17 protein-coding genes are annotated in these 18,396 nt (G+C 73.1%); 7 read left to right on the top strand and 10 right to left on the bottom strand.

All coding sequences use genetic code 11. The features are described from left to right. Positions 1 to 14: 14 nt before the first annotated feature. The gene (locus tag AB0I06_RS14650) at positions 15 to 356 is read left to right on the top strand and encodes a DUF3040 domain-containing protein (protein WP_363119129.1); all 342 of its coding nucleotides are present in this window, start codon (positions 15 to 17) and stop codon (positions 354 to 356) included. Here the strand turns inward: AB0I06_RS14650 and AB0I06_RS14645 are convergent. Continuing rightward, positions 353 to 1,330: a glycosyltransferase family 9 protein gene (locus tag AB0I06_RS14645; protein ID WP_363119128.1), complete on the bottom strand. Its 978-nt coding sequence runs from the start codon at positions 1,328 to 1,330 to the stop codon at positions 353 to 355. The genes AB0I06_RS14650 and AB0I06_RS14645 overlap by 4 nt on opposite strands. A gap of 239 nt (positions 1,331 to 1,569) precedes the next feature. Beyond that, entirely contained in the window at positions 1,570 to 2,169 is a 600-nt protein-coding gene (locus tag AB0I06_RS14640) for an HAD-IIIA family hydrolase (protein WP_363119127.1), read from the bottom strand. Positions 2,170 to 2,381: 212 nt separating this feature from the next. Between AB0I06_RS14640 and AB0I06_RS14635 the strand changes: the two genes are divergently transcribed. Both AB0I06_RS14635 and AB0I06_RS14630 read left to right on the top strand, forming a co-directional pair. Further along, on the top strand, positions 2,382 to 3,149 hold the full coding sequence (locus AB0I06_RS14635; RefSeq protein ID WP_363119210.1) for a polysaccharide deacetylase family protein: 768 nt from the start codon (positions 2,382 to 2,384) through the stop codon (positions 3,147 to 3,149). A gap of 28 nt (positions 3,150 to 3,177) precedes the next feature. Continuing rightward, positions 3,178 to 3,618 (top strand): SRPBCC family protein, encoded by a 441-nt coding sequence (locus AB0I06_RS14630; protein ID WP_363119126.1) that lies wholly within the window; start codon positions 3,178 to 3,180, stop codon positions 3,616 to 3,618. Between the two features lie 4 nt (positions 3,619 to 3,622). Here AB0I06_RS14630 and AB0I06_RS14625 read toward each other — a convergent pair whose 3' ends face one another. The 5 genes from AB0I06_RS14625 to AB0I06_RS14605 form a co-directional block, all read right to left on the bottom strand. Then, a complete protein-coding gene (locus AB0I06_RS14625; protein WP_363119125.1) occupies positions 3,623 to 4,774 on the bottom strand; it encodes an XdhC/CoxI family protein in 1,152 nt (383 codons plus the stop codon). Between the two features lie 37 nt (positions 4,775 to 4,811). After that, a complete protein-coding gene (locus AB0I06_RS14620; protein WP_363119124.1) occupies positions 4,812 to 6,269 on the bottom strand; it encodes an NCS2 family permease in 1,458 nt (485 codons plus the stop codon). A 110-nt stretch (positions 6,270 to 6,379) separates the two neighbouring features. Beyond that, positions 6,380 to 8,779: a xanthine dehydrogenase subunit D gene (gene pucD / locus AB0I06_RS14615; protein WP_363119123.1), complete on the bottom strand. Its 2,400-nt coding sequence runs from the start codon at positions 8,777 to 8,779 to the stop codon at positions 6,380 to 6,382. Positions 8,780 to 8,781: 2 nt separating this feature from the next. Beyond that, positions 8,782 to 9,363, bottom strand: a complete 582-nt coding sequence (locus AB0I06_RS14610) for a (2Fe-2S)-binding protein (protein ID WP_363119122.1) — start codon at positions 9,361 to 9,363, stop codon at positions 8,782 to 8,784. Continuing rightward, positions 9,363 to 10,253: a xanthine dehydrogenase family protein subunit M gene (locus tag AB0I06_RS14605; protein WP_363119121.1), complete on the bottom strand. Its 891-nt coding sequence runs from the start codon at positions 10,251 to 10,253 to the stop codon at positions 9,363 to 9,365. Before AB0I06_RS14605 ends, AB0I06_RS14610 begins: the two co-directional genes overlap by 1 nt. A gap of 306 nt (positions 10,254 to 10,559) precedes the next feature. Between AB0I06_RS14605 and AB0I06_RS14600 the strand changes: the two genes are divergently transcribed. Both AB0I06_RS14600 and AB0I06_RS14595 read left to right on the top strand, forming a co-directional pair. Further along, entirely contained in the window at positions 10,560 to 12,233 is a 1,674-nt protein-coding gene (locus tag AB0I06_RS14600) for a PucR family transcriptional regulator ligand-binding domain-containing protein (RefSeq protein ID WP_363119120.1), read from the top strand. Between the two features lie 165 nt (positions 12,234 to 12,398). Further along, positions 12,399 to 13,166: a hypothetical protein gene (locus AB0I06_RS14595; RefSeq protein ID WP_363119119.1), complete on the top strand. Its 768-nt coding sequence runs from the start codon at positions 12,399 to 12,401 to the stop codon at positions 13,164 to 13,166. Positions 13,167 to 13,479: 313 nt separating this feature from the next. On the opposite strand, the gene AB0I06_RS14590 is transcribed toward AB0I06_RS14595, so the two are convergent. Then, positions 13,480 to 14,286, bottom strand: coding sequence for a GntR family transcriptional regulator (locus AB0I06_RS14590; protein ID WP_363119118.1), 807 nt, complete (start codon positions 14,284 to 14,286; stop codon positions 13,480 to 13,482). A gap of 177 nt (positions 14,287 to 14,463) precedes the next feature. Here AB0I06_RS14590 and AB0I06_RS14585 point away from each other — a divergent pair, with 177 nt between their 5' ends. Then, on the top strand, positions 14,464 to 15,315 hold the full coding sequence (locus tag AB0I06_RS14585; protein WP_363119117.1) for a (2Fe-2S)-binding protein: 852 nt from the start codon (positions 14,464 to 14,466) through the stop codon (positions 15,313 to 15,315). 304 nt (positions 15,316 to 15,619) lie between these two features. Then, positions 15,620 to 16,660, top strand: a complete 1,041-nt coding sequence (locus AB0I06_RS14580; RefSeq protein WP_363119116.1) for a DUF2637 domain-containing protein — start codon at positions 15,620 to 15,622, stop codon at positions 16,658 to 16,660. Between the two features lie 57 nt (positions 16,661 to 16,717). Here the strand turns inward: AB0I06_RS14580 and AB0I06_RS14575 are convergent, their stop codons facing one another. Both AB0I06_RS14575 and AB0I06_RS14570 read right to left on the bottom strand, forming a co-directional pair. Next, positions 16,718 to 17,200: an ATP-binding protein gene (locus AB0I06_RS14575; protein ID WP_363119115.1), complete on the bottom strand. Its 483-nt coding sequence runs from the start codon at positions 17,198 to 17,200 to the stop codon at positions 16,718 to 16,720. A 427-nt stretch (positions 17,201 to 17,627) separates the two neighbouring features. Further along, the gene (locus AB0I06_RS14570; RefSeq protein ID WP_363119114.1) at positions 17,628 to 18,251 is read right to left on the bottom strand and encodes a hypothetical protein; all 624 of its coding nucleotides are present in this window, start codon (positions 18,249 to 18,251) and stop codon (positions 17,628 to 17,630) included. Positions 18,252 to 18,396: the final 145 nt, after the last annotated feature.

Raw genomic sequence — 18,396 nt, 5'->3', positions numbered from 1 at the left:
CGGAAGGAGTAAGCGTGTCCATCGGCCGACTTCCCGAGAACGAGCAGCGCATCCTGGACGAGATGGAACGGGCCCTGCGTCGCGACCGTCGCCTCGCCCGCAGGCTGCGCGCCCACCGAGTGAGCCGCCGCCCCGACCCCGCCCGCGTCCTGGCCCGTCTGGGCTCCTACCGTCCCCGTGGCTGGACCGTGGCGGCCCTGCTTGCGGTGTCGGTCGCACTGATGGTGGCCGGGATCGTCACGTCCGAGCCGGGTGTGATCTGGGCGTTCGCCGCGCTGTGGCCCGTGACGCTGTTCGCCGCGTTCCGGCTGATGTGCCGGTGGTGCGGGAGCACTGACGGGGGTTCCTTCCGCTAAGGCCGCCCGGCGCCGGGCAGTTCGTCCACGGCTCCCAGGACGTCCCCGACGGTGATCCGCAGCAGTGCGGGATCGGGCCGGCGGCCGTGCGGGTCGCCTTCCGGGCCGTACCACAGGGCGCGGTGCCGCGGGTCGGGCGGCGGGCCCCAGCGGCTGGGTGCGACCGGCCCGAACAGGGTGACGGAACGCGTGGCGTGGGCGACCGCGAGGTGAGCGACACCGGTGTCGCCGCTGATCACGACGTGGGCGCCCGCGACGAGGGCGGACAGCCGGTCGAAGGGCAGTCCGCCGCCGAACACGTCGGTGTCGGGCAGGCCGGCCCGCTTGGCGAGCCGGGCCATTAGGTCTCCCTCGGCCGCGCCGCCGGTCGCCACCACGCGCAGGCCCCGGTCGCGCAGTCCCGCCGCGACGGCCGCGTACCGCTCGACGGGCCAGCAGCGCGCGGGCGATCCGGCGCCGGGGTGCAGCACGGCCGCGCCGGGCGCCGGGGACGCGGCCCGCGGGCGGGGCAGCAGCAGATCGCCCGGGTCGGCCTCGATGCCGTAGGCCCGCAGCAGCCGGCACCAGCGGTCGCGCTCGTGTTCCTCCGCGTACCAGGGCGGGCCGTCGATCTCGGGCAGATCGGGGTGGGCGAAGGCGAGCAGCTTCAGCGGGCGCAGGCCGAGGAGCAGGCGGTGACTGGGCGGGCCGTTGCCGTGCAGGTCGACGGCGATGTCCGGGGGCGGGCCGGTCCAGTCGAGGGTGCGCGGGACGGCCCGGCCCGGGGCGGAGGCGGGCAGCAGCCGGTCCACGGCCCCGGTCGCCGCCGCTACCGGCGCGAGTTCCGCGGGTGCGGCGAGGACGAGCTCGTGCGCCGGGTAGGCACTCCGCAGGGCGCGCAGCGCGGGCACACCGGCGAGGAGGTCGCCGAGCCCGAGGGCGCGCAGGACGAGCAGACGGGGGCGGGCACTCTGCGCTGTCCGTTCCGGGGTCATGCCAGCAGCCTGCCGTGCCCGCACCGGGTACGCCGCCGCAGACCACCCAACCGGTGCCCACCGGCACACCCGCACGCCTGTCAGCGGCCCGCACGCCCCGTCAGTACCGGAAGCCGACCGATACGCCCGAGGCCCTCACGGCACCGGCACCCGTCGGCTCGGCCGGGCGCCCCCGCACGTCCCGACCGGTCAGGCCGGCACCACACCGGCCCGGCGACCGCCCGATGCGCCCGAGCCCCTCACCGGCGCCCGCCGGGCCCCTGGCCGGTCGTGAAGGCCTCCTGGATGGGGCGTTCGTCGGCGAGGACGCGGCCCTTGGGCGGGCCGTCCAGTACCGCGCGGACGGCGGTGAGCAGGTCCGGGGCTACGTGGTCGGCCCGCGTGGCCTCCTCGGGGCGGGTGCGGCCGTTCGGGACCAGGATGCCGTGGGCGCCCGCCCGGCGCGCGGCCTCGACGTCGGCGGCCCCGGAGCCGATGACGACGAGCTCGGCGGGCCCGGTGCAGACGCGTCCGCCCGCCCACAGCAGCATGCCGGGCTGCGGCCTGCGGCAGCGGCAGCCCTCGCCGGGGCCGTGCGAGCAGACGGCGAAGACGTCGCAGGGGCCGAGGAGTTCGTCCACGCGGTGGTTGACGCGGCGCACGTCGGCGTCGGTGAGCCGCCCGTCCGCGACACCGGGCTGGTCGGTGATCACGCCGGTGCGGATGCCGCGCTCGCGCAGCAGGGCGAGTGCCTCGCGGGCACCGTCGACCGGGCGTACGCGGTCGGGGTCGGCGTTGTGGGGGACGTCCTCGACGAGCGTGCCGTCGCGGTCGAACAGCACGGCCTTGACCGGACTCACGGGGTGGCCTCCTCCTGCCGGGCGGGGGTGGGTCGGTGGCGCCGGGCACCTGCCGGCCGGTGCCGGGTCGCGGTGGGACTGCCGTGCTCGCGAGTGCCGCGCGAGGGCGCGCTCAAACTCCGCGTCAGGCCCGTCGGGGAACGCCGAAGGGACTATACAGTGCGTGTATACGCGCGATGTACAGTCCCGGCATGCCTTCTCCGACCAAGAAGATGAAGAAAACGGGGACCGCGTTCCGAACGGCCGGAGCGCTCGCGGCGACCGCCGCCCTCACCCTCGCCCTGACCGGCTGCGCGGGGACCGACCCCACCGCCCCCAGCGCCGTCCGGGCCCGGCCGGCCGCCGACTTCCGGGCGGCCGGTTTCGGCACCGCCGACTGCCGCGAGGTCAAGTGCATCGCCCTCACCTTCGACGCCGGGCCGAGCGAGCACTCCGCACGGCTGCTGGACATCCTCAAGGAGAAGAAGGTCCCGGCGACCTTCTTCCTCCTCGGCAAGCGGCACATCGTGAAGTACCCGGAGCTGGTGCGGCGCATGGCCGACGAGGGGCACGAGGTGGCCAGCCACACCTGGGACCACAAGATCCTGACCGGCCTGAGACCTGAGGAGATACGCGAGGAGCTGGAACGCCCCAACGAGGAGATAGAACGTCTCACCGGCCGGCGCCCCACCCTGATGCGCCCGCCGCAGGGCCGCACCGACGACACCGTGCACGCCATCTGCCGCGAACTGGGCCTGTCCGAGGTGTTGTGGAGCGTGACGGCCAAGGATTACCAGACGACCGATTCCGACCTGATCACCCGCCGGGTCCTCAAGCAGTCCTCCCGGGACGGGATCATCCTCCTCCACGACCTCTACGACGGCACGGTGCCGGCCGTGCCGGGGATCATCGACGCGCTGAAGGAGCGCGGGTACGTCTTCGTCACGGTGCCCCAGTTGCTGGCGCCGGGGAAGGCGGAGCCGGGCGAGGTGTACCGCTGACGCTCTGCGGGTTCCCTACGATCGGGACGTGGCGAACATCCAGCTCGAACGCACGGCCCCGCTCCCCCTCGACGAGGCGTGGCGGCGGATCACGCGGTGGCCCCGGCACGGTGGGGCGGTGCCGTTGACCGTGGTCCGGGTGGAGCCGCCGGGGCCGACCCGCGAGGGCACCCTGGTCGTGGCCCGCTCGGGCGCCGGGCCTCTGTTCTTCGACGATCCGATGGAGGTCACCGTGTGGCAGCCGCCCGAGGGCGGGGCCGCGGGAGTGTGCCGGCTGGAGAAGCGGGGCCGTGTGGTGCTCGGGTGGGCCGAGTTGGAGGTGCGGCCGGGGCCGGGGGGCCGCGCGCGGGTGATCTGGCGGGAGGAGATCCGGGTCAGGTTCCTGCCGTCGCTCTTCGACGGTGTGGTGCGGCGCTCCTCGCGGTACGTGTTCGGGCGGGCCCTCAACCGCCTGCTCCGACAGCCCTGACGGCTCAGGCGACCGACCCGATCCGCCCGGCCGTCTTCGACCGCGGCTCGTGGTGGATCGGCGTGTGCGCCCCGGTCAGCGGGACCCCGCTGCCGCCCCGCTTCCCGGCGACGATCTCCGCCGCGATCGACAGGGCCGTCTCCTCGGGCGTACGGGCTCCGAGGTCCAGGCCGATCGGCGAGTGCAGCCTGCTCAACTCCCTTTCACTGACGCCGACTTCCCGCAGGCGGGCGTTGCGGTCCAGGTGGGTTCGCCGGGAGCCCATGGCACCGACGTACGCCACCGGCAGCCGCAGTGCCAGCTTCAGCAGGGGCACATCGAACTTGGCGTCGTGGGTGAGCACGCACAGGACCGTGCGGGCGTCGACGTCCGTGCGCTCCAGGTAGCGGTGGGGCCAGTCGACGACGATCTCGTCGGCGTCCGGGAAGCGGGTCCGGGTCGCGAAGACGGGGCGCGCGTCGCACACGGTGACGTGGTAGCCGAGGAACCTGCCCATGCGGACCAGGGCGGAGGCGAAGTCGATCGCCCCGAACACGATCATGCGGGGCGCGGGGACCGACGACTCGACCAGGACCGTGAGGGGCGCTCCGCAGCGGGAGCCCTGTGCGCCGATCTCCAGGGTGCCGGTGCGGCCGGCGTCGAGGAAGGCGCCGGCCTCTGCGGCGACGGTGCGGTCCAGTTCCGGATGGGCGCCGAAACCGCCGTCGTACGAACCGTCGGGGCGGACCAGCAGGGCGCGGCCCGTCAGTTCGGGCGGGCCCGACGCGATCCGCGCCACCGCCGCCGCCTCCCCTCGGGCGGCGGCGGTGAGCGCGGACGCGACCACCGGGCGGACCGGATCGGCGGCCCGCACCGGGGTGACCAGGATGTCGATGACGCCGCCGCAGGTCAGGCCCACGGCGAAGGCGTCGTCGTCGCTGTACCCGAAGCGCTCCAGTACGGTTTCGCCGTCCCGCAGCGCCTGCTCGCACAGCTCGTAGACCGCTCCCTCCACGCAGCCGCCGGAGACCGAGCCGATGGCCGTGCCCTCGGTGTCCACCGCGAGCGCGGCGCCGGGCTGCCGGGGCGCGCTGCCACCGACGGCCACCACGGTGGCCACGGCGAAGTCACGGCCCTGCTCGACCCACCGGTCCAGCTCCTCGGCGATGTCCAGCATCTGTCTCGGTCTCCTCGGGGTTGCGGCGGGCGGGGCGTCAGTGGACGCCCAGCCAGCTCTCGATCGGGTTGAGGGCGAAGTACACGAGGAACACCGCCGTGAGGATCCACATGAAGGCGCCGATCTCGCGCACCTTGCCCTGGGCGGTCTTGATGGCGACGTAGGAGATGACGCCCGCCGCGACCCCGGTGGTGATGGTGTAGGTGAACGGCATCAGCACGACCGTGAGGAACACCGGGACGGCGGTGGCCCGGTCGGCCCAGTCCACGTGCCGGGCGTTCATCAGCATCATGGCGCCGATGACGACGAGGGCGGCGGAGGCGACCTCCTGCGGAACGATCGCCGTGAGCGGCGTGAAGAACAGGCAGGCGGCGAAGAACGAGCCCGTCACCACGGATGCCAGGCCGGTGCGGGCGCCCTCGCCGACGCCCGTGGCCGACTCGATGAACACCGTCTGGCCCGAGCCGCCGGACACGCCTCCGATCGCGCCGCCGGCCCCGTCGATGAACAGCGCCTTGGACAGGCCCGGCATCCGGCCCTTGTCGTCGGCGAGCTCGGCCTCGGTGCCGACGCCGATGATGGTGGCCATCGCGTCGAAGAACCCGGCGAGCACCAGCGTGAAGACGATCATGCCGACCGTCATCGCGCCGACCTCGCCCCAGCCGCCGAACTCCACGTCCCCGAAGAGCGAGAAGTCGGGCATGGAGACGGCGCTGCCGTGCAGTTCGGGTGCGCCGCCCGCCCACTGCCGGGGGTCGATGACACCGGCGGCGTTGAGGATCGCCGCGACGACCGTGCCGCTGACGATGCCGATGAGGATGGCGCCCGGGACGTGCCGGGCCTGGAGCATGAAGATCAGCAGCAGGGTCCCGGCGAACAGCAGCACGGGCCAGCCGGCCAGTTCGCCCGCCGGTCCGAGCGCGAGGGGCGTGGCCTTGCCCTGGTGCACGAAGCCGGACTTGTAGAAGCCGATGAGGGCGATGAACAGCCCGATGCCCATGGTGATGCCGTGCTTGAGCGCGAGCGGGATCGCGTTCATGATCATCTCGCGCAGGCCGGTGACGACCAGCAGCATGATGACCACGCCGTACATCACGCACATGCCCATCGCCTGCGGCCAGGTCATCTCGGGCGCGACCTGGGAGGCGAGGACCCCGGAGACGGACAGACCCGCGGCGAGGGCGAGCGGCACCTTGCCGACGAAGCCCATGAGCAGGGTGGTGAAGGCCGCGGCGAACGCGGTCGCGGTGATCAGGGCCGGCTGGGCGAGCGTGGCCCCGGCCGCGTCCTTGCCCGACAGGATCAGGGGGTTGAGCAGGAGGATGTACGCCATCGCCATGAAGGTCGTGATGCCGCCGCGCACTTCACGGGCGACCGTGGACCCTCTGTGGGATATGTGGAAGTACCGGTCGAGCCAGGACCGTCCGGCCGGGACGCGGGTGCCTTCACCCGCGTCTTCGGCTGTGGCCCTCGGCTCCAGTGATTGCTGGGTCATGGGTGCCGTCTCCCAAGTTTCAAAGGGGGTTGGGATGTTCACGACCCGGGGGACGGCCCGAGACGAACAGGGGCCCGGGGGGCGGATGCCCCCCGGGGCAACGTGACTGCTCAGCCCTCGGAGAGCTGGGTGCCCGTCAGGTGCTCGGGCCTCACCGGGGTCCGGTTCAGCTCGAGCCCGGTCGCGTTCCGGATGGCCGCGAGCACGGCCGGGGTCGACGACAGGGTGGGGGCCTCGCCGATGCCGCGCAGCCCGTACGGGGCGTGCTCGTCGGCGAGTTCGAGGACGTCGACCGGAATGGTCGGCGTGTCGAGGATGGTCGGGATCAGGTAGTCGGTGAAGGAGGGGTTCTTGACCTTCGCCGTCTTCGGGTCGACGACGATCTCCTCCATCACCGCCACGCCCAGGCCCTGCGTGGTGCCGCCCTGGATCTGGCCGAGCACCGACAGCGGGTTGAGCGCCTTGCCGACGTCCTGGGCGCAGGCCAGCTCGACGACCTTGACCAGGCCGAGTTCGGTGTCGACCTCGACGACGGCCCGGTGTGCGGCGAAGGAGTACTGCACGTGCCCGTTGCCCTGCCCGGTGCGCAGGTCGAAGGGCTCGGTGGGCCGGTGCCGCCACTCCGCCTCGACCTCGACGGCCTCGTCCTCCAGGACGTCGACGAGGTCGCCGAGGACCTCACCGCCGTCGGTGACGACCTTGCCGCCCTCCAGGAGCAGCTCGGCCGTCGCCCAGGCCGGGTGGTAGGAGCCGAACTTGCGGCGCCCGATCTGAAGGACCTTCTCGCGGACCAGCTCGCAGGAGTTCTTCACCGCGCCGCCGGTGACGTACGTCTGCCGCGAGGCCGACGTCGAACCGGCGCTGCCCACCTGGGTGTCGGCCGGGTGGATGGTGACCTGGGTGACGCCCAGCTCGGTGCGGGCGATCTGCGCGTGGACGGTGACGCCGCCCTGGCCGACCTCCGCCATAGCGGTGTGCACCGTGACCACGGGCTCGCCGGCGACGACCTCCAGGCGCACCCGGGCGGTGGAGTAGTCGTCGAACCCCTCGGAGAAGCCCACGTTCTTGATGCCGACCGCGTAGCCCACCCCGCGGACGACGCCCTCGCCGTGCGTGGTGTTGGACAGGCCGCCCGGCAGCTGCCGTACGTCGGCGCCCTCGCTGGACTCCCACTGGCGCTCCGGCGGCATCGGCATCGCCTTGACGCGGCGCAGCAGTTCGGCGACGGGGGCCGGGGAGTCGACGGGCTGCCCGGTCGGCAGCAGCGTGCCCTGCTCCATGGCGTTGAGCCGGCGGAACTCCACCGGGTCCATGCCGAGCTTCGCGGCGAGCTTGTCCATCTGCGCCTCGTAGGCGAAGCACGCCTGGACCGCGCCGAAGCCGCGCATCGCGCCGCAGGGCGGGTTGTTGGTGTAGAGGGCGATGGCCTCGATGTCCACGTCCTCGACCACGTAGGGGCCGACGGACAGGGAGGAGGCGTTGCCCACGACGGCCGGGGAGGCGGAGGCGTAGGCGCCGCCGTCCAGCACGATCCGGCACTTCATGTGGGTGAGCTTGCCGTCCTTGGTGGCCCCGTGCTCGTAGTACAGCTTGGCGGGGTGGCGGTGGACGTGCCCGAAGAAGGACTCGAAACGGTTGTAGACGATCTTGACGGGCTTGCCGGTGCGCAGGGCCAGCAGGCAGGCGTGGATCTGCATCGACAGGTCCTCGCGGCCGCCGAACGCGCCGCCGACGCCGGAGAGCGTCATCCGCACCTTGTCCTCGGGCAGGCCGAGGACGGGCGCGATCTGGCGCAGGTCGCTGTGCAGCCACTGGGTGGCGATGTAGAGGTGGACGCCGCCGTCCTCCTCCGGCACGGCGAGCCCGGACTCCGGGCCGAGGAAGGCCTGGTCCTGCATGCCGAAGGTGTACTCGCCCGTGACGATCACGTCGGCCCGCTCGCGGGCGGAGGCCACGTCCCCGCGGACGATCGGCTGGCGGTGCACGATGTTGGGGTGCGGGACGTGACCGGCGTGGTGGTCGTCGCGGTTGTCGTGGAGCAGGATCGCGTCCGGGGCGGTGGCGGAGGCCTCGTCGGTGACGACGGGCAGCTCGCGGTAGTCGACCTTGATCTTCGCGGCGGCGCGGCGCGCGGTCTCCGGGTGGTCGGCGGCGACCAGGGCGACGGGCTCGCCGTGGTGGCGGACCCTGCCGTGGGCGAGGACCGGGGTGTCCTGGATCTCCAGCCCGTAGTTCTTCACGTCGGTGGGCAGGTCGTCGTAGGTCAGCACGGCGTAGACGCCCGGCGTGGCCAGCGCCTCGCTCGTGTCGATCGAGACGATCTCGGCGTGCGCGACGGTGGAGCGCAGGATCTGCCCCCACAGCATGTCCTCGTGCCACATGTCGGACGAGTACGCGAACTCGCCGGTGACCTTGAGGGTGCCGTCGGGGCGCAGCGTGGACTCGCCGATGCCTCCCTTGGTCCGGGAGCCCTGGGTGATCTTCGTGGGGGTTCCGCTGGGGGACGCCATGATCAGACCGCCTCCGACTGCCGGGCGGCCGCGAGGCGGACCGCGTCCATGATCTTCTCGTAGCCGGTGCAGCGGCACAGGTTGCCCGACAGCGCCTCGCGGATGTCCGCGTCGGTCGGGTTGGGGTTGCGCTCCAGCATCTCGTCGGCGGCGACCAGCAGCCCGGGGGTGCAGAAGCCGCACTGCACGGCGCCGGCGTCGATGAACGCCTGCTGGATCGGGGACAGGTCGCCGCCCTCGCCGGTCTGCGAGTCGGCGCTCCTGGCCTGCCACCCCTGGGCGTCCTGCAACGACGTACCGCAGGCGCCGGACGCGCAGCCGCCCTCGGCGCGCTGCTTGGCGAAGTCGGCGAGCCCCTCGACGGTGACGACCTCGCGGCCCTCCACCTGCCCGGCGGCCACCAGGCACGAACACACCGGCACGCCGTCCAGACGGACCGTGCACGAGCCGCACTCGCCCTGCTCGCAGGCGTTCTTCGAACCCGGCAGTCCGAGCCGTTCCCTCAGCACGTACAGCAGGGACTCGCCCTCCCACACGTCGTCGGCTTCCTGCGGACGGCCGTTGACCGTGAAGTTGACGCGCATCACGCAGCTCCCTCGGTGGCGCGGCGGGCGCCGCGGTAGGACTCCCAGGTCCAGGTCAGTGTGCGGCGGGCCATGACGCCGACCGCGTGGCGGCGGTAGCTCGCCGTGCCCCGGACGTCGTCGATCGGGTTGCAGGCGGCGGAGCACAGGTCCGCGAACTGCTTGGCGACCGACGGGGTGATGATCTGCCCGTTGTCCCAGAAGCCGCCCTCCTCCAGCGCGGCGTTCAGGAACTCCTCGGCGGTCTTGGCCCGAACGGGTGTCGGAGCGGCCGAACCGATGCCGGTGCGCACGGTCCGGGTCGCGGGGTGCAGGGCGAGCCCGAAGGCGCACACGGCGATGACCATGGCGTTGCGGGTCCCCACCTTGGAGAACTGCTGCGGCCCGTCGGCCTTGCGCACGTGTACGGCGCGGATCAGCTCGTCGGGCTCCAGCGCGTTGCGCTTCACCCCCTTGTAGAACTCGTCGATCGGGATGAGACGGCTGCCGCGCACCGACTCCACCTCCACCTCGGCGCCCGCGGCGAGCAGGGCGGGATGGGCGTCACCGGCCGGGGAGGCGGTGCCGAGGTTGCCTCCCACACCGCCGCGGTTGCGGATCTGCGGGGAGGCGACCGTGTGCGAGGCGAGGGCGAGCCCCGGCAGCTCGGCGCGCAGGTTCTCCATGATCTTCGTGTAGGGCACGGAGGCGCCCAGCCGCACGCTCTCCTCGCCGACCTCCCACTCGGTCAGGTCGCCGACGCGGTTCAGGTCCAGGAGGTACTCGGGCCGGCGGTGGTCGAAGTTGATCTCGACCATCACGTCGGTGCCACCCGCAATCGGCACAGCCGAGGGGTGCTCCGCCTTCGCGGCGAGCGCCTCCTCCCAGCTGGCGGGGCGAAGGAAGTCCATGACCGGCTCTCTTCTTCGTCTTCTCGTGGGGCGTTCAGATTGAGCCAATCCGTGTGCGGCGGTCCCGGCTCGTTCTTGTGCTGTTGACGCGTAGTGGACTCAGTACACAGCGCGCTGCGCCGAGCGAGTCAGTCACGGAAACCATGAAGGAGTTGGCTGGCCAGGTAAGGCATCTTGTAGATTCGTATGAACGGAGCCCCTGGGAAACCTCCTCGTTCTCCTGTGGAAACGCGCGACACGGCCGCGTGACCTGGAACACAGCCGGGGCAGGGCTTGATTTCGAGACAAAGAACGGCGGCGACGAGAATGCGGCTGCGCGCACTGCTGGACACCGACGCGCTGGGCCTCAAGCTGCTCGGCGGCGAGGAGGAGCTGGACCGCACGGTGCGGGGTGTGATGACCACCGACCTGCGCGATCCCAGCCGCTACCTCGCGGGCGGCGAACTGGTGCTCACGGGGCTGGCCTGGCGCCGGGACGCCGACGACTCGGAGCCGTTCGTCCGGATCCTGGTGCAGGCGGGCGTGACCGCCCTGGCCGCGGGCGAGGCCGAGCTCGGGGATGTCCCGGAGGACCTGGTCGTCGCCTGCGCCCGCCACCGCCTGCCGCTCTTCGCGGTGCACGAGTCGGTGGCGTTCGCGACGATCACCGAGCACGTCGTACGGCAGGTCTCCGGCGAGCGCGCCGGGGACCTCGCGGCGGTCGTGGACCGCCACCGCCGGATGATGACCTCCGGCCCGGCGGGCGGCGGCCCGGACGTGGTCCTGGACCTGCTCGGCACCGACCTGGACCTGCGGGCGTGGGTCCTGTCCCCCACCGGCCGCCTGATCGCGGGCTCGAAGGCGGCCGGCCCCGCCCTGCCTGCCGGGACGTGCGCCAGGCTGGCGGGAGAACACCTGGCTGCCATCCGTACGGGCCGCCGCGGCCCGCACCGCGCCGTCCTGGGCGCCACCACGTACTCCCTGTTCCCGGTCCGCTCCACGGGCCGCTCCCCGCAGCCCTCCCGGGACGCCCGCGAGTCGGTCCTGTCGGACTGGCTGCTGGCCGTCGAGGCGGACGCCGCGGACTGGCCCGAGGAGCGCCTGGACCTGCTCTACGGCGTCACCCAGCTGATCGCGGTCGAACGGGACCGGCGCGACGCGGCCCGCACGGTCCGCCGCCGCCTCGCCCAGGAGGTCCTGGAACTGGTCCAGACGGGCGCGGCCCCCGCCGAGATCGCCGCCCGTCTGCGCGTCGCGGCGCCGGTGCTGCTGCCCGGCCTGGGCGCCGCGCCGCACTGGCAGGTGGTCGTGGCCCGCGTCGACTGGGACGGCGAGGACATCGAGGGCGGTCCGGTGGCGCAGGCCCTGCTGGAGGAGGTCCTCGTCGACCCCGCGGCCGCCGGGCCGGAGCACTCCGACCGCATCGCCGTGGCGCACGCGGGCGGCGAGGCCATCGCCCTGGTCCCCCTGCCGGCTGTCTCGACCGAGCACGACGGCTCGGAGGTGGGGATCCTCGCGGACACACTCCTGGAAGCCGTACGGGACCCCCTCACGGCGGGCCTCGACGACGACGGCCGCCTCACCCTGGGCGTCAGCGCGGCCGTCCACTCGGCGGAGGGCCTGCGCGGCGCGCTGGAGGAGGCCCGCCACGCCCGGCGCGTCGCCGCGGCCCGCCCGGGCCGGGTGTGCGCGGCGGGCCACCAGGAACTGGCCTCGCACGTCCTGTTGCTGCCGTTCGTCCCGGACGACGTCCGCCGGGCCTTCACGGCCCGTCTGCTGGACCCCCTGCGCGACTACGACCGCCGCCACCGCGCCGAGCTGATCCCCACCCTGGAGGCCTTCCTCGACTGCGACGGCTCCTGGACCCGCTGCGCCGCCCGTCTGCACCTGCACGTCAACACGCTGCGCTACCGGATCGGCCGGATCGAGCAGTTGACGAGTCGTGACCTGTCGCGCCTCGAGGACAAGCTGGACTTCTTCCTGGCACTGCGCATGAGCTGATACACGGGGTGTCCCGGCGGCAAACCCGGGGCACCCCCGTGTCCCACGACTTTGTGAAATCCTTCACCCGCCCCCTTGGCCCGGCCCGCCGATTCATGCTGAGATGCCGCCACCACTCAACAGCTCGATGGCGTGCTCGGGGAGGGCAACGTGGCGCATACCGCCATGTCTGGTAACGGAACGACCGCCGGTGACGATCCCCTCCAGACCGCGGTATGGCGGCTGCGCTCGCGCGGGTGCTGGTCCGACGCGGCCGCCCTGCTGCTGCCGGCCACACCGGCGGCGGCGCTCCAACGCGCGTCGCTGCTGGTGGAACGGTGTCTGTACACCGAGCGGGGCTGGGAGGAGGCCGAGGACGCGCTGCGCACGGCCGAGGCGATGGCCCACAGCGACGACGAACGCGGCGCGGCCGCTTGTGAACGCGGTTACCTGGCCTACGCGGCGACGCTGCTCGCGGTGCGGGACCGGGCCGACGAGGCGCGGGCCGCGCTCGGGAGGGCGGCGGCGCTGGTCCCTCCCGGGGCTCCGGCGCGGGCCCTGCTGGACTTCCGCCGGGGTCTCCTCGCGGAGAACCTGACGAGCGCGCCCCAGGCCGCGCGGGCCGCGTACCGCCGGGCCCACGCGGGGGCGACGGCCCACTCCGACCCTCTGCTGCTCTCCTTCACCTGGCGCCACCTCGCCGGACTCGCCCTGCGGGACGGGGACTTGGCCGAGGCGCGGCACGGGTTCGCCGAGTCGCTGCGGATCCGGGAGGAGCTGGGCTATCTCGTCGGCACGGCACCGGCGCTGGTGTCCCTCGCCGACACCGAGACGGAACCGGAGGCGTCCCGGCTGCGCGAGGAGGCCCGGCGGCTGTTCCGGCTGCTCGGGGGCGTGCCGACGTGGCTGTCCCGCCAGTTGGCTCCGCCGGTTCCGCCGGCCGCGACGGCTTGAGGGGCTGCGAGGTACTCGGCGTTGTCGCTGAGGCCGGGTGGGTTCGCAACCCGGCGGAACGAGGTGCCTCCCCCAAGCTCTCGGCTTCGCTCGAGCAGGGGGGACCCCCATCGCCCACCCGTGCCGCCCCAGGCGGCACGCATGCCCGCAGGCTGAGCGGACCCGCACCCGCGTACGGCGAGAAGGGGCCGTGTCGGGGGGTGTCCGCCCGCAGCGGTTGGCGCGTCAACGAACAGTCAGTCGGCACGCAAGCCCATCGCGCCGTTCCGAGGACGGACACCCCCCGGCGCGGCCCCGACCCACCACCCGGCGATCAGGCGGAGCCCGCGCCCGCTCCCGCGAAGTGTTCGCCCACCAGCGCCCGCACCACGTCCAGGTCCCGGGCGACCAGCGCGTCCAGCAATGCCGTGTGCTCATGGGCGTCCGCCAGCAGATCGGCCCGCGCCCGGACCCCGTGTCCACCCCCGACCAGCGGCCACTGCGCCCTGCGGTGCAGGTCCTCCGCGATCCGGACCAGCTGTACGTTGCCCGACAGGGACAGCACGGCCCGGTGGAACCCCCGGTCGGACTCCGCGTAGGTGGCCCGGCAGCCCGAGGACGCCGCGCGGACCGTCGCCTCCGCCAGAGGGCGCAGCTCGGCCCAGCGCTCGGCGGGAACGGTGCGGGCCAGCCGCAGCATCACCGGGACTTCGAGCAGCGCCCGGACCTCGGCCAGTTCCGCCAGGTCCCGGACTCCCCGCTCGACCACGCGGAACCCGCGGTTGGGGACGACCTCGACGGCGCCTTCGAGGGCCAGTTGCTGCATGGCCTCCCGGACCGGCGTCGCCGAGACCCCGAACCGCTCGCCCAGCACCGGCGCCGAGTACACCTCTCCGGGCAGCAGGTCCCCCGCCACCAGCGCGGCGCGCAACGCGTCCAGGATCTGCCCGCGCACCGAGGCCCGCTGGATCACCGGCCGGACCCGCGGGGCACCCGGCGCGGCCGGCTCGCCGTGCGTGTGCTCCCCCCGCACCTCTGCGGCCTGGGGCGGAACCCGCGCGGGCCCGGCCGGTTCCGCCGCCGCCCGCGCCGCCGCCCACGGCGTCCCCGTGCCCGCGGAGCCCTGCGCTCCCTGCCTCACGGGGCCTCCTCCGGATGTGTCGGTACTTGGGGTCATTACGGCGGGTTGTTACTCGTCCGTCAAGCACCATAAGCGCACCGGCCCTCCGTTCACATCCCAGTTCGATGTCTACGGATCTTGGGTAAGGTTAGGCTTACCTTCAAGAGCCCCGTTTCACCCCGACGGATCGGTGATCACATGCCCGCCCCCCTTTCGGCCGTCTCCGGCGCCTACACCCGCCTGGCCGAGATCCTCCCGGGGCTCGCCGTCACCGAGCTGGACACCGGCGACGAGGCGCCGCACGGCGGCGGCTGGACCACCGCCGCCGACCTCGCGGCCGCGGGTCCCGCCCTCGACCGCTTCCTGGCGTGGGACGTGGACCAGATCGAACGGGACTACGGCCGGCGGGCCCGCCCCGACGTCGTCGCCGGCTTCGGCCTGCACCGCTACGCCTGGCCCGCCTGCCTGCTGATCACCATGCCGTGGTTCCTGCACCGCCGGGTCCCCCGCTACCCCGTGACCCATGTCTCGTACGACCGCACCACCCCCGGCCACGCCATCGGGCACCTGGCCGTCCGCCCCGCGGGCTTCGCCTGCCTGCCCGGCGACGAGGCGGCGGCACTGCCCGGCGCCCGGGTCGTCCCCGACGAGGAGGCGCTGCGCGCGGAAGTGCGGTCGGCGGTCGCCGAGCACCTGGAGCCGGTCCTGACCGGTTTCGGCCCCCGGATGCGGCGCCGCGGACGCGCCCTGTGGGGTATGGCGACCGACGAGATCGTCGATGGCCTGTGGTACGTCGCCCAGCTGCTCGGCGAGACCGAGGAGCGGCGGGCGAGGCGCGAGCTCGAGCTGCTCCTGCCGGGCGCGGCCAAGCCGTACGTGGGGACGCCGGCGTTCCGGGAGCTGACCGGCCCCGCCGGCGAGCCCCTTCTCACCCGGGACCGCGCGAGCTGCTGCATGTTCTACACGCTGCGCCCCGAGGACACCTGCGCCACCTGCCCGCGCACCTGCGACGCGGAGCGTGTCACCAAGCTGCTGGCCACGGCCGGTTGACGCACGGGCGGGGCCGATCACCCCCGCCGTCCCGTAAGATCATCGCGATACCGGGCACCCACATGCCCACCCGCGATTCACAACTTCCCCACTGATCACGGGAACTTTCCGGGGAACCACTCGTACGGGTAGTCTTGTTCGAACTCAACTCCCGCCCCTCACGCGGCAGTTCGAGCAGAACGCCGCCCTGGGCATTCCCTTGCACTTCCTTGGCGGCCTCTTGCCCCGAAACCCTCTGAGGGCCGATGGGATTGGGCCACTATGGCGGGCGTTACGCCCTATCCCAATGCAAGGGACCACCCAGATGAGACTGACCGACATATCGCTGAACTGGCTGCTTCCGGGCGCCGTGCTGCTCCTGGGCATGCTGGCGGCGGTGGCGGTGCTCGCGCGCGGCAAGCGCTCCTCGGTCAAGAACGCGAGCGCGGACGACTCCTGGGAGCGCAGCGAGGAACGCCGCAGACGCAAGGAAGCCCTCTACGGCACCCTCTCCTACCTCCTGCTCTTCTGCTGTGCGGCCGTCGCCGCCCTGCTCTCCTTCCACGGCCTGGTCGGCTTCGGAGAGCAGAACCTCGGGCTCTCCGGCGGCTGGCAGTACCTCGTCCCGTTCGGTTTGGACGGCGCGGCGATGTTCTGCTCGGTCCTCGCGGTGCGCGAGGCCAGCCACGGTGACGCGGCGCTCGGCTCCCGGATACTGGTCTGGACGTTCGCCTTCGCCGCGGCCTGGTTCAACTGGGTGCACGCGCCCCGGGGCGCCGGCCACGCGGGTGCCCCCCACTTCTTCGCGGGCATGTCCCTGTCGGCGGCGGTCCTGTTCGACCGCGCGCTGAAGCAGACCCGCCGGGCCGCGCTGCGGGAGCAGGGCCTGGTGCCCCGCCCGCTGCCGCAGATCCGCATGGTGCGCTGGCTGCGCGCCCCCCGGGAGACCTACCGTGCCTGGTCGCTGATGCTCCTCGAGGGTGTGCGCAGCCTGGACGAGGCCGTCGACGAGGTGCGCGAGGACAAGCGCAAGAAGGAAGAGACCCGGCAGCGGCGGCGTGACCAGCAGCGCGTGGAGCGGGCCCAGCTGAAGGCGATCAGCCGCGGCCACCGCGGTCACTTCGGCCGTGGCGGCGGACGGCAGCTGGACGTCCAGGTGGAGCGCGGCTCCTCGCAGGTCTCCGCGGAGCCTGCCATATCGGCGCCGGAGCCCCTGCCCGTCCGCTCGCGTCCCTCCCTTCAGCCGGTGCGCAAAGGGACTGATCCCGTGACCGTGGACCTCACCGCGGAGGACGACACCATGGCGCTGCCCCGTCTGGACTCCCTGGAGCGCAAGCTCAAGGACCTTGAGCAGCAGTTCGGTTAGCCGAGTCGCGTCAGGAGCGGCGAGGGGCGTGGCCTGCGGGCCGCGCCCTCTCGGCGTTCACGCCGCCTCCGCCTCCAGCTCGAACCAGACGGCCTTGCCCACGCCGTGCGGCCGGACCCCCCAGGCGTCGGCGAGGGACTGCACCAGGAACAGGCCCCGCCCGTTCGTGCCGTCGTCGGCGACCGGTACCCGCGGCCGGGGCAGGCGGGCCACGAAGTCCCGCACCTCCACCCGCAGTCCGCGAGGTCCTACGGTGGCCGTCAGGACCGCGTCGTGGTCGGTGTGGACGATCGCGTTGGTGACGAGCTCACTGGTGAGCAGTTCGGCCACGTCCGACTGCCCGTGCCTGCCCCACTGCCCGAGCAGTTCCCGCAGGGCTCTGCGGGCCTCCGGGACGGCCCGCAGGTCCGCCCGCCCGAGTCTGCGCCGCAACTGCGGCGCCGGTGCCTGCTCGATGATGCCGTCGGTCCCGTCCTCCACCGTCTTCGTCGCGAAGCCCCCGATCGCTATGGGACCGCCTCGTCGTGCCTGCCTCTCCATGTCCCCCGCCCGCGCGCCGATGTCGGTTCCCCTCCTGCTCGAACACGTTCACGGGGATCCATGCCCCAACGGGCACGCGGCAGTCATGTCGGATCGTCAACGACCGGGTGTTCGGCCACCGGGACGGCGCGGCCTGGCCGGGCGGCGGGTCGCCGAGCGGTACGGCGACGGAGGGGAGGGAGGCAAGAGGGTAGCCGGTCATCGTCCCCGGACGGATCCTGACCGCCGGAGATCGGACGATGGGCCGATGGCCGGCTGCCGATCCCTGCGTACGCGGTGAGGGGCCGGGGCACCGGGCCGGAGTGTGCGGCACCGCCGTGAAGTTGGCCGAAGTACGACGGTCCGCACGGCCGCCACGAGCAGGGCGGGGGCCGCCCTCCCCACCCCCGTGGCGGGAGGACGGCCCCCGGTCTCGCGTCGGGCGCGGTCAGTACAGCTTGTTGACGGCGGTGGTCGTCGTCTTCTTGAAGGCACCGACGGGGGCGTCCTCGAAGTCGCCCATCTGGCCCCACTTCACGACGGTGACCGTCCTGCCGTCGCGCCCGACGGACAGCAGCGAGATGTCGGTGGCACCCCAGGACGTCTCGGTGTGCAGGCCGCGGACGCGGGCGCCCTCCTCGACGGGGAGCGTTCCGTAGTCCCGGCCCTCGGCCTCGATGTCCGGGTCGGCCTTCTCGATCCGGTCGGCGCAGGTGCGGATCAGATCGTCGTAGTGCTTCGCCAGGGCCTTGGCCTGAGCGGCTGTGCCGGTCACGACGGTCAGCTGCACGGCGCCCGTCTCCAGTTCGGTCCGGAACTCGCGGTGCCGGTAGGTGTAGGAGAGCACGCCCTCCGTGCTCACGCAGGAGCCGAGCGACTCCGGGAAGCCCTCGGTGACCGGGCCGGCCGTCCAGGCCGAGGTCGGGTGCGGCGGCAGCTCGGACGCCGACAGGAACTTCGGTGCGGCGGCCTTCGGCGCGGCACCGGCGGCCGGTGCCGTGAGGACCGTGCCCGCCGCGAGGGCGGCGACGGTGAGTGCGGCGAGCGCGCTCGCTCGGACGTGCTTGGGCATGGGTGTCCCCCGTGAGTGCAGGAATGAATGCGTGGATGGTCGATGCCACCGCGAGTCCGGCTGGTCGGCCCGGACCCGCTCGGTGCGACACCACAAGCATCAGCGGTCACACGGGGCGGACGCAACAGCCCCCGGCCGATCCGGC

The organism is Streptomyces sp. NPDC050674 (assembly GCF_040654575.1).
Classification (GTDB): domain Bacteria; phylum Actinomycetota; class Actinomycetes; order Streptomycetales; family Streptomycetaceae; genus Streptomyces.
The sequence above is the reverse complement of the archived record's forward strand: the minus strand, read 5'-3'. Positions and strand labels throughout refer to the sequence as shown.

Bases quoted from the DNA above. Each gene is read 5' to 3' on its own strand.
- AB0I06_RS14645 (WP_363119128.1), bottom strand. From the start codon at position 1,330: ATGACCCCGGAACGGACAGCGCAGAGTGCCCGCCCCCGTCTGCTCGTC.
- AB0I06_RS14635 (WP_363119210.1), top strand. From the start codon at position 2,382: ATGAAGAAAACGGGGACCGCGTTCCGAACGGCCGGAGCGCTCGCGGCG.
- AB0I06_RS14625 (WP_363119125.1), bottom strand. From the start codon at position 4,774: ATGCTGGACATCGCCGAGGAGCTGGACCGGTGGGTCGAGCAGGGCCGT.
- AB0I06_RS14620 (WP_363119124.1), bottom strand. From the start codon at position 6,269: ATGACCCAGCAATCACTGGAGCCGAGGGCCACAGCCGAAGACGCGGGT.
- pucD (WP_363119123.1), bottom strand. From the start codon at position 8,779: ATGGCGTCCCCCAGCGGAACCCCCACGAAGATCACCCAGGGCTCCCGG.
- AB0I06_RS14610 (WP_363119122.1), bottom strand. From the start codon at position 9,363: ATGCGCGTCAACTTCACGGTCAACGGCCGTCCGCAGGAAGCCGACGAC.
- AB0I06_RS14605 (WP_363119121.1), bottom strand. From the start codon at position 10,253: ATGGACTTCCTTCGCCCCGCCAGCTGGGAGGAGGCGCTCGCCGCGAAG.
- AB0I06_RS14600 (WP_363119120.1), top strand. From the start codon at position 10,560: ATGCGGCTGCGCGCACTGCTGGACACCGACGCGCTGGGCCTCAAGCTG.
- AB0I06_RS14595 (WP_363119119.1), top strand. From the start codon at position 12,399: ATGTCTGGTAACGGAACGACCGCCGGTGACGATCCCCTCCAGACCGCG.
- AB0I06_RS14585 (WP_363119117.1), top strand. From the start codon at position 14,464: ATGCCCGCCCCCCTTTCGGCCGTCTCCGGCGCCTACACCCGCCTGGCC.
- AB0I06_RS14580 (WP_363119116.1), top strand. From the start codon at position 15,620: ATGAGACTGACCGACATATCGCTGAACTGGCTGCTTCCGGGCGCCGTG.
- AB0I06_RS14575 (WP_363119115.1), bottom strand. From the start codon at position 17,200: ATGGAGAGGCAGGCACGACGAGGCGGTCCCATAGCGATCGGGGGCTTC.
- AB0I06_RS14570 (WP_363119114.1), bottom strand. From the start codon at position 18,251: ATGCCCAAGCACGTCCGAGCGAGCGCGCTCGCCGCACTCACCGTCGCC.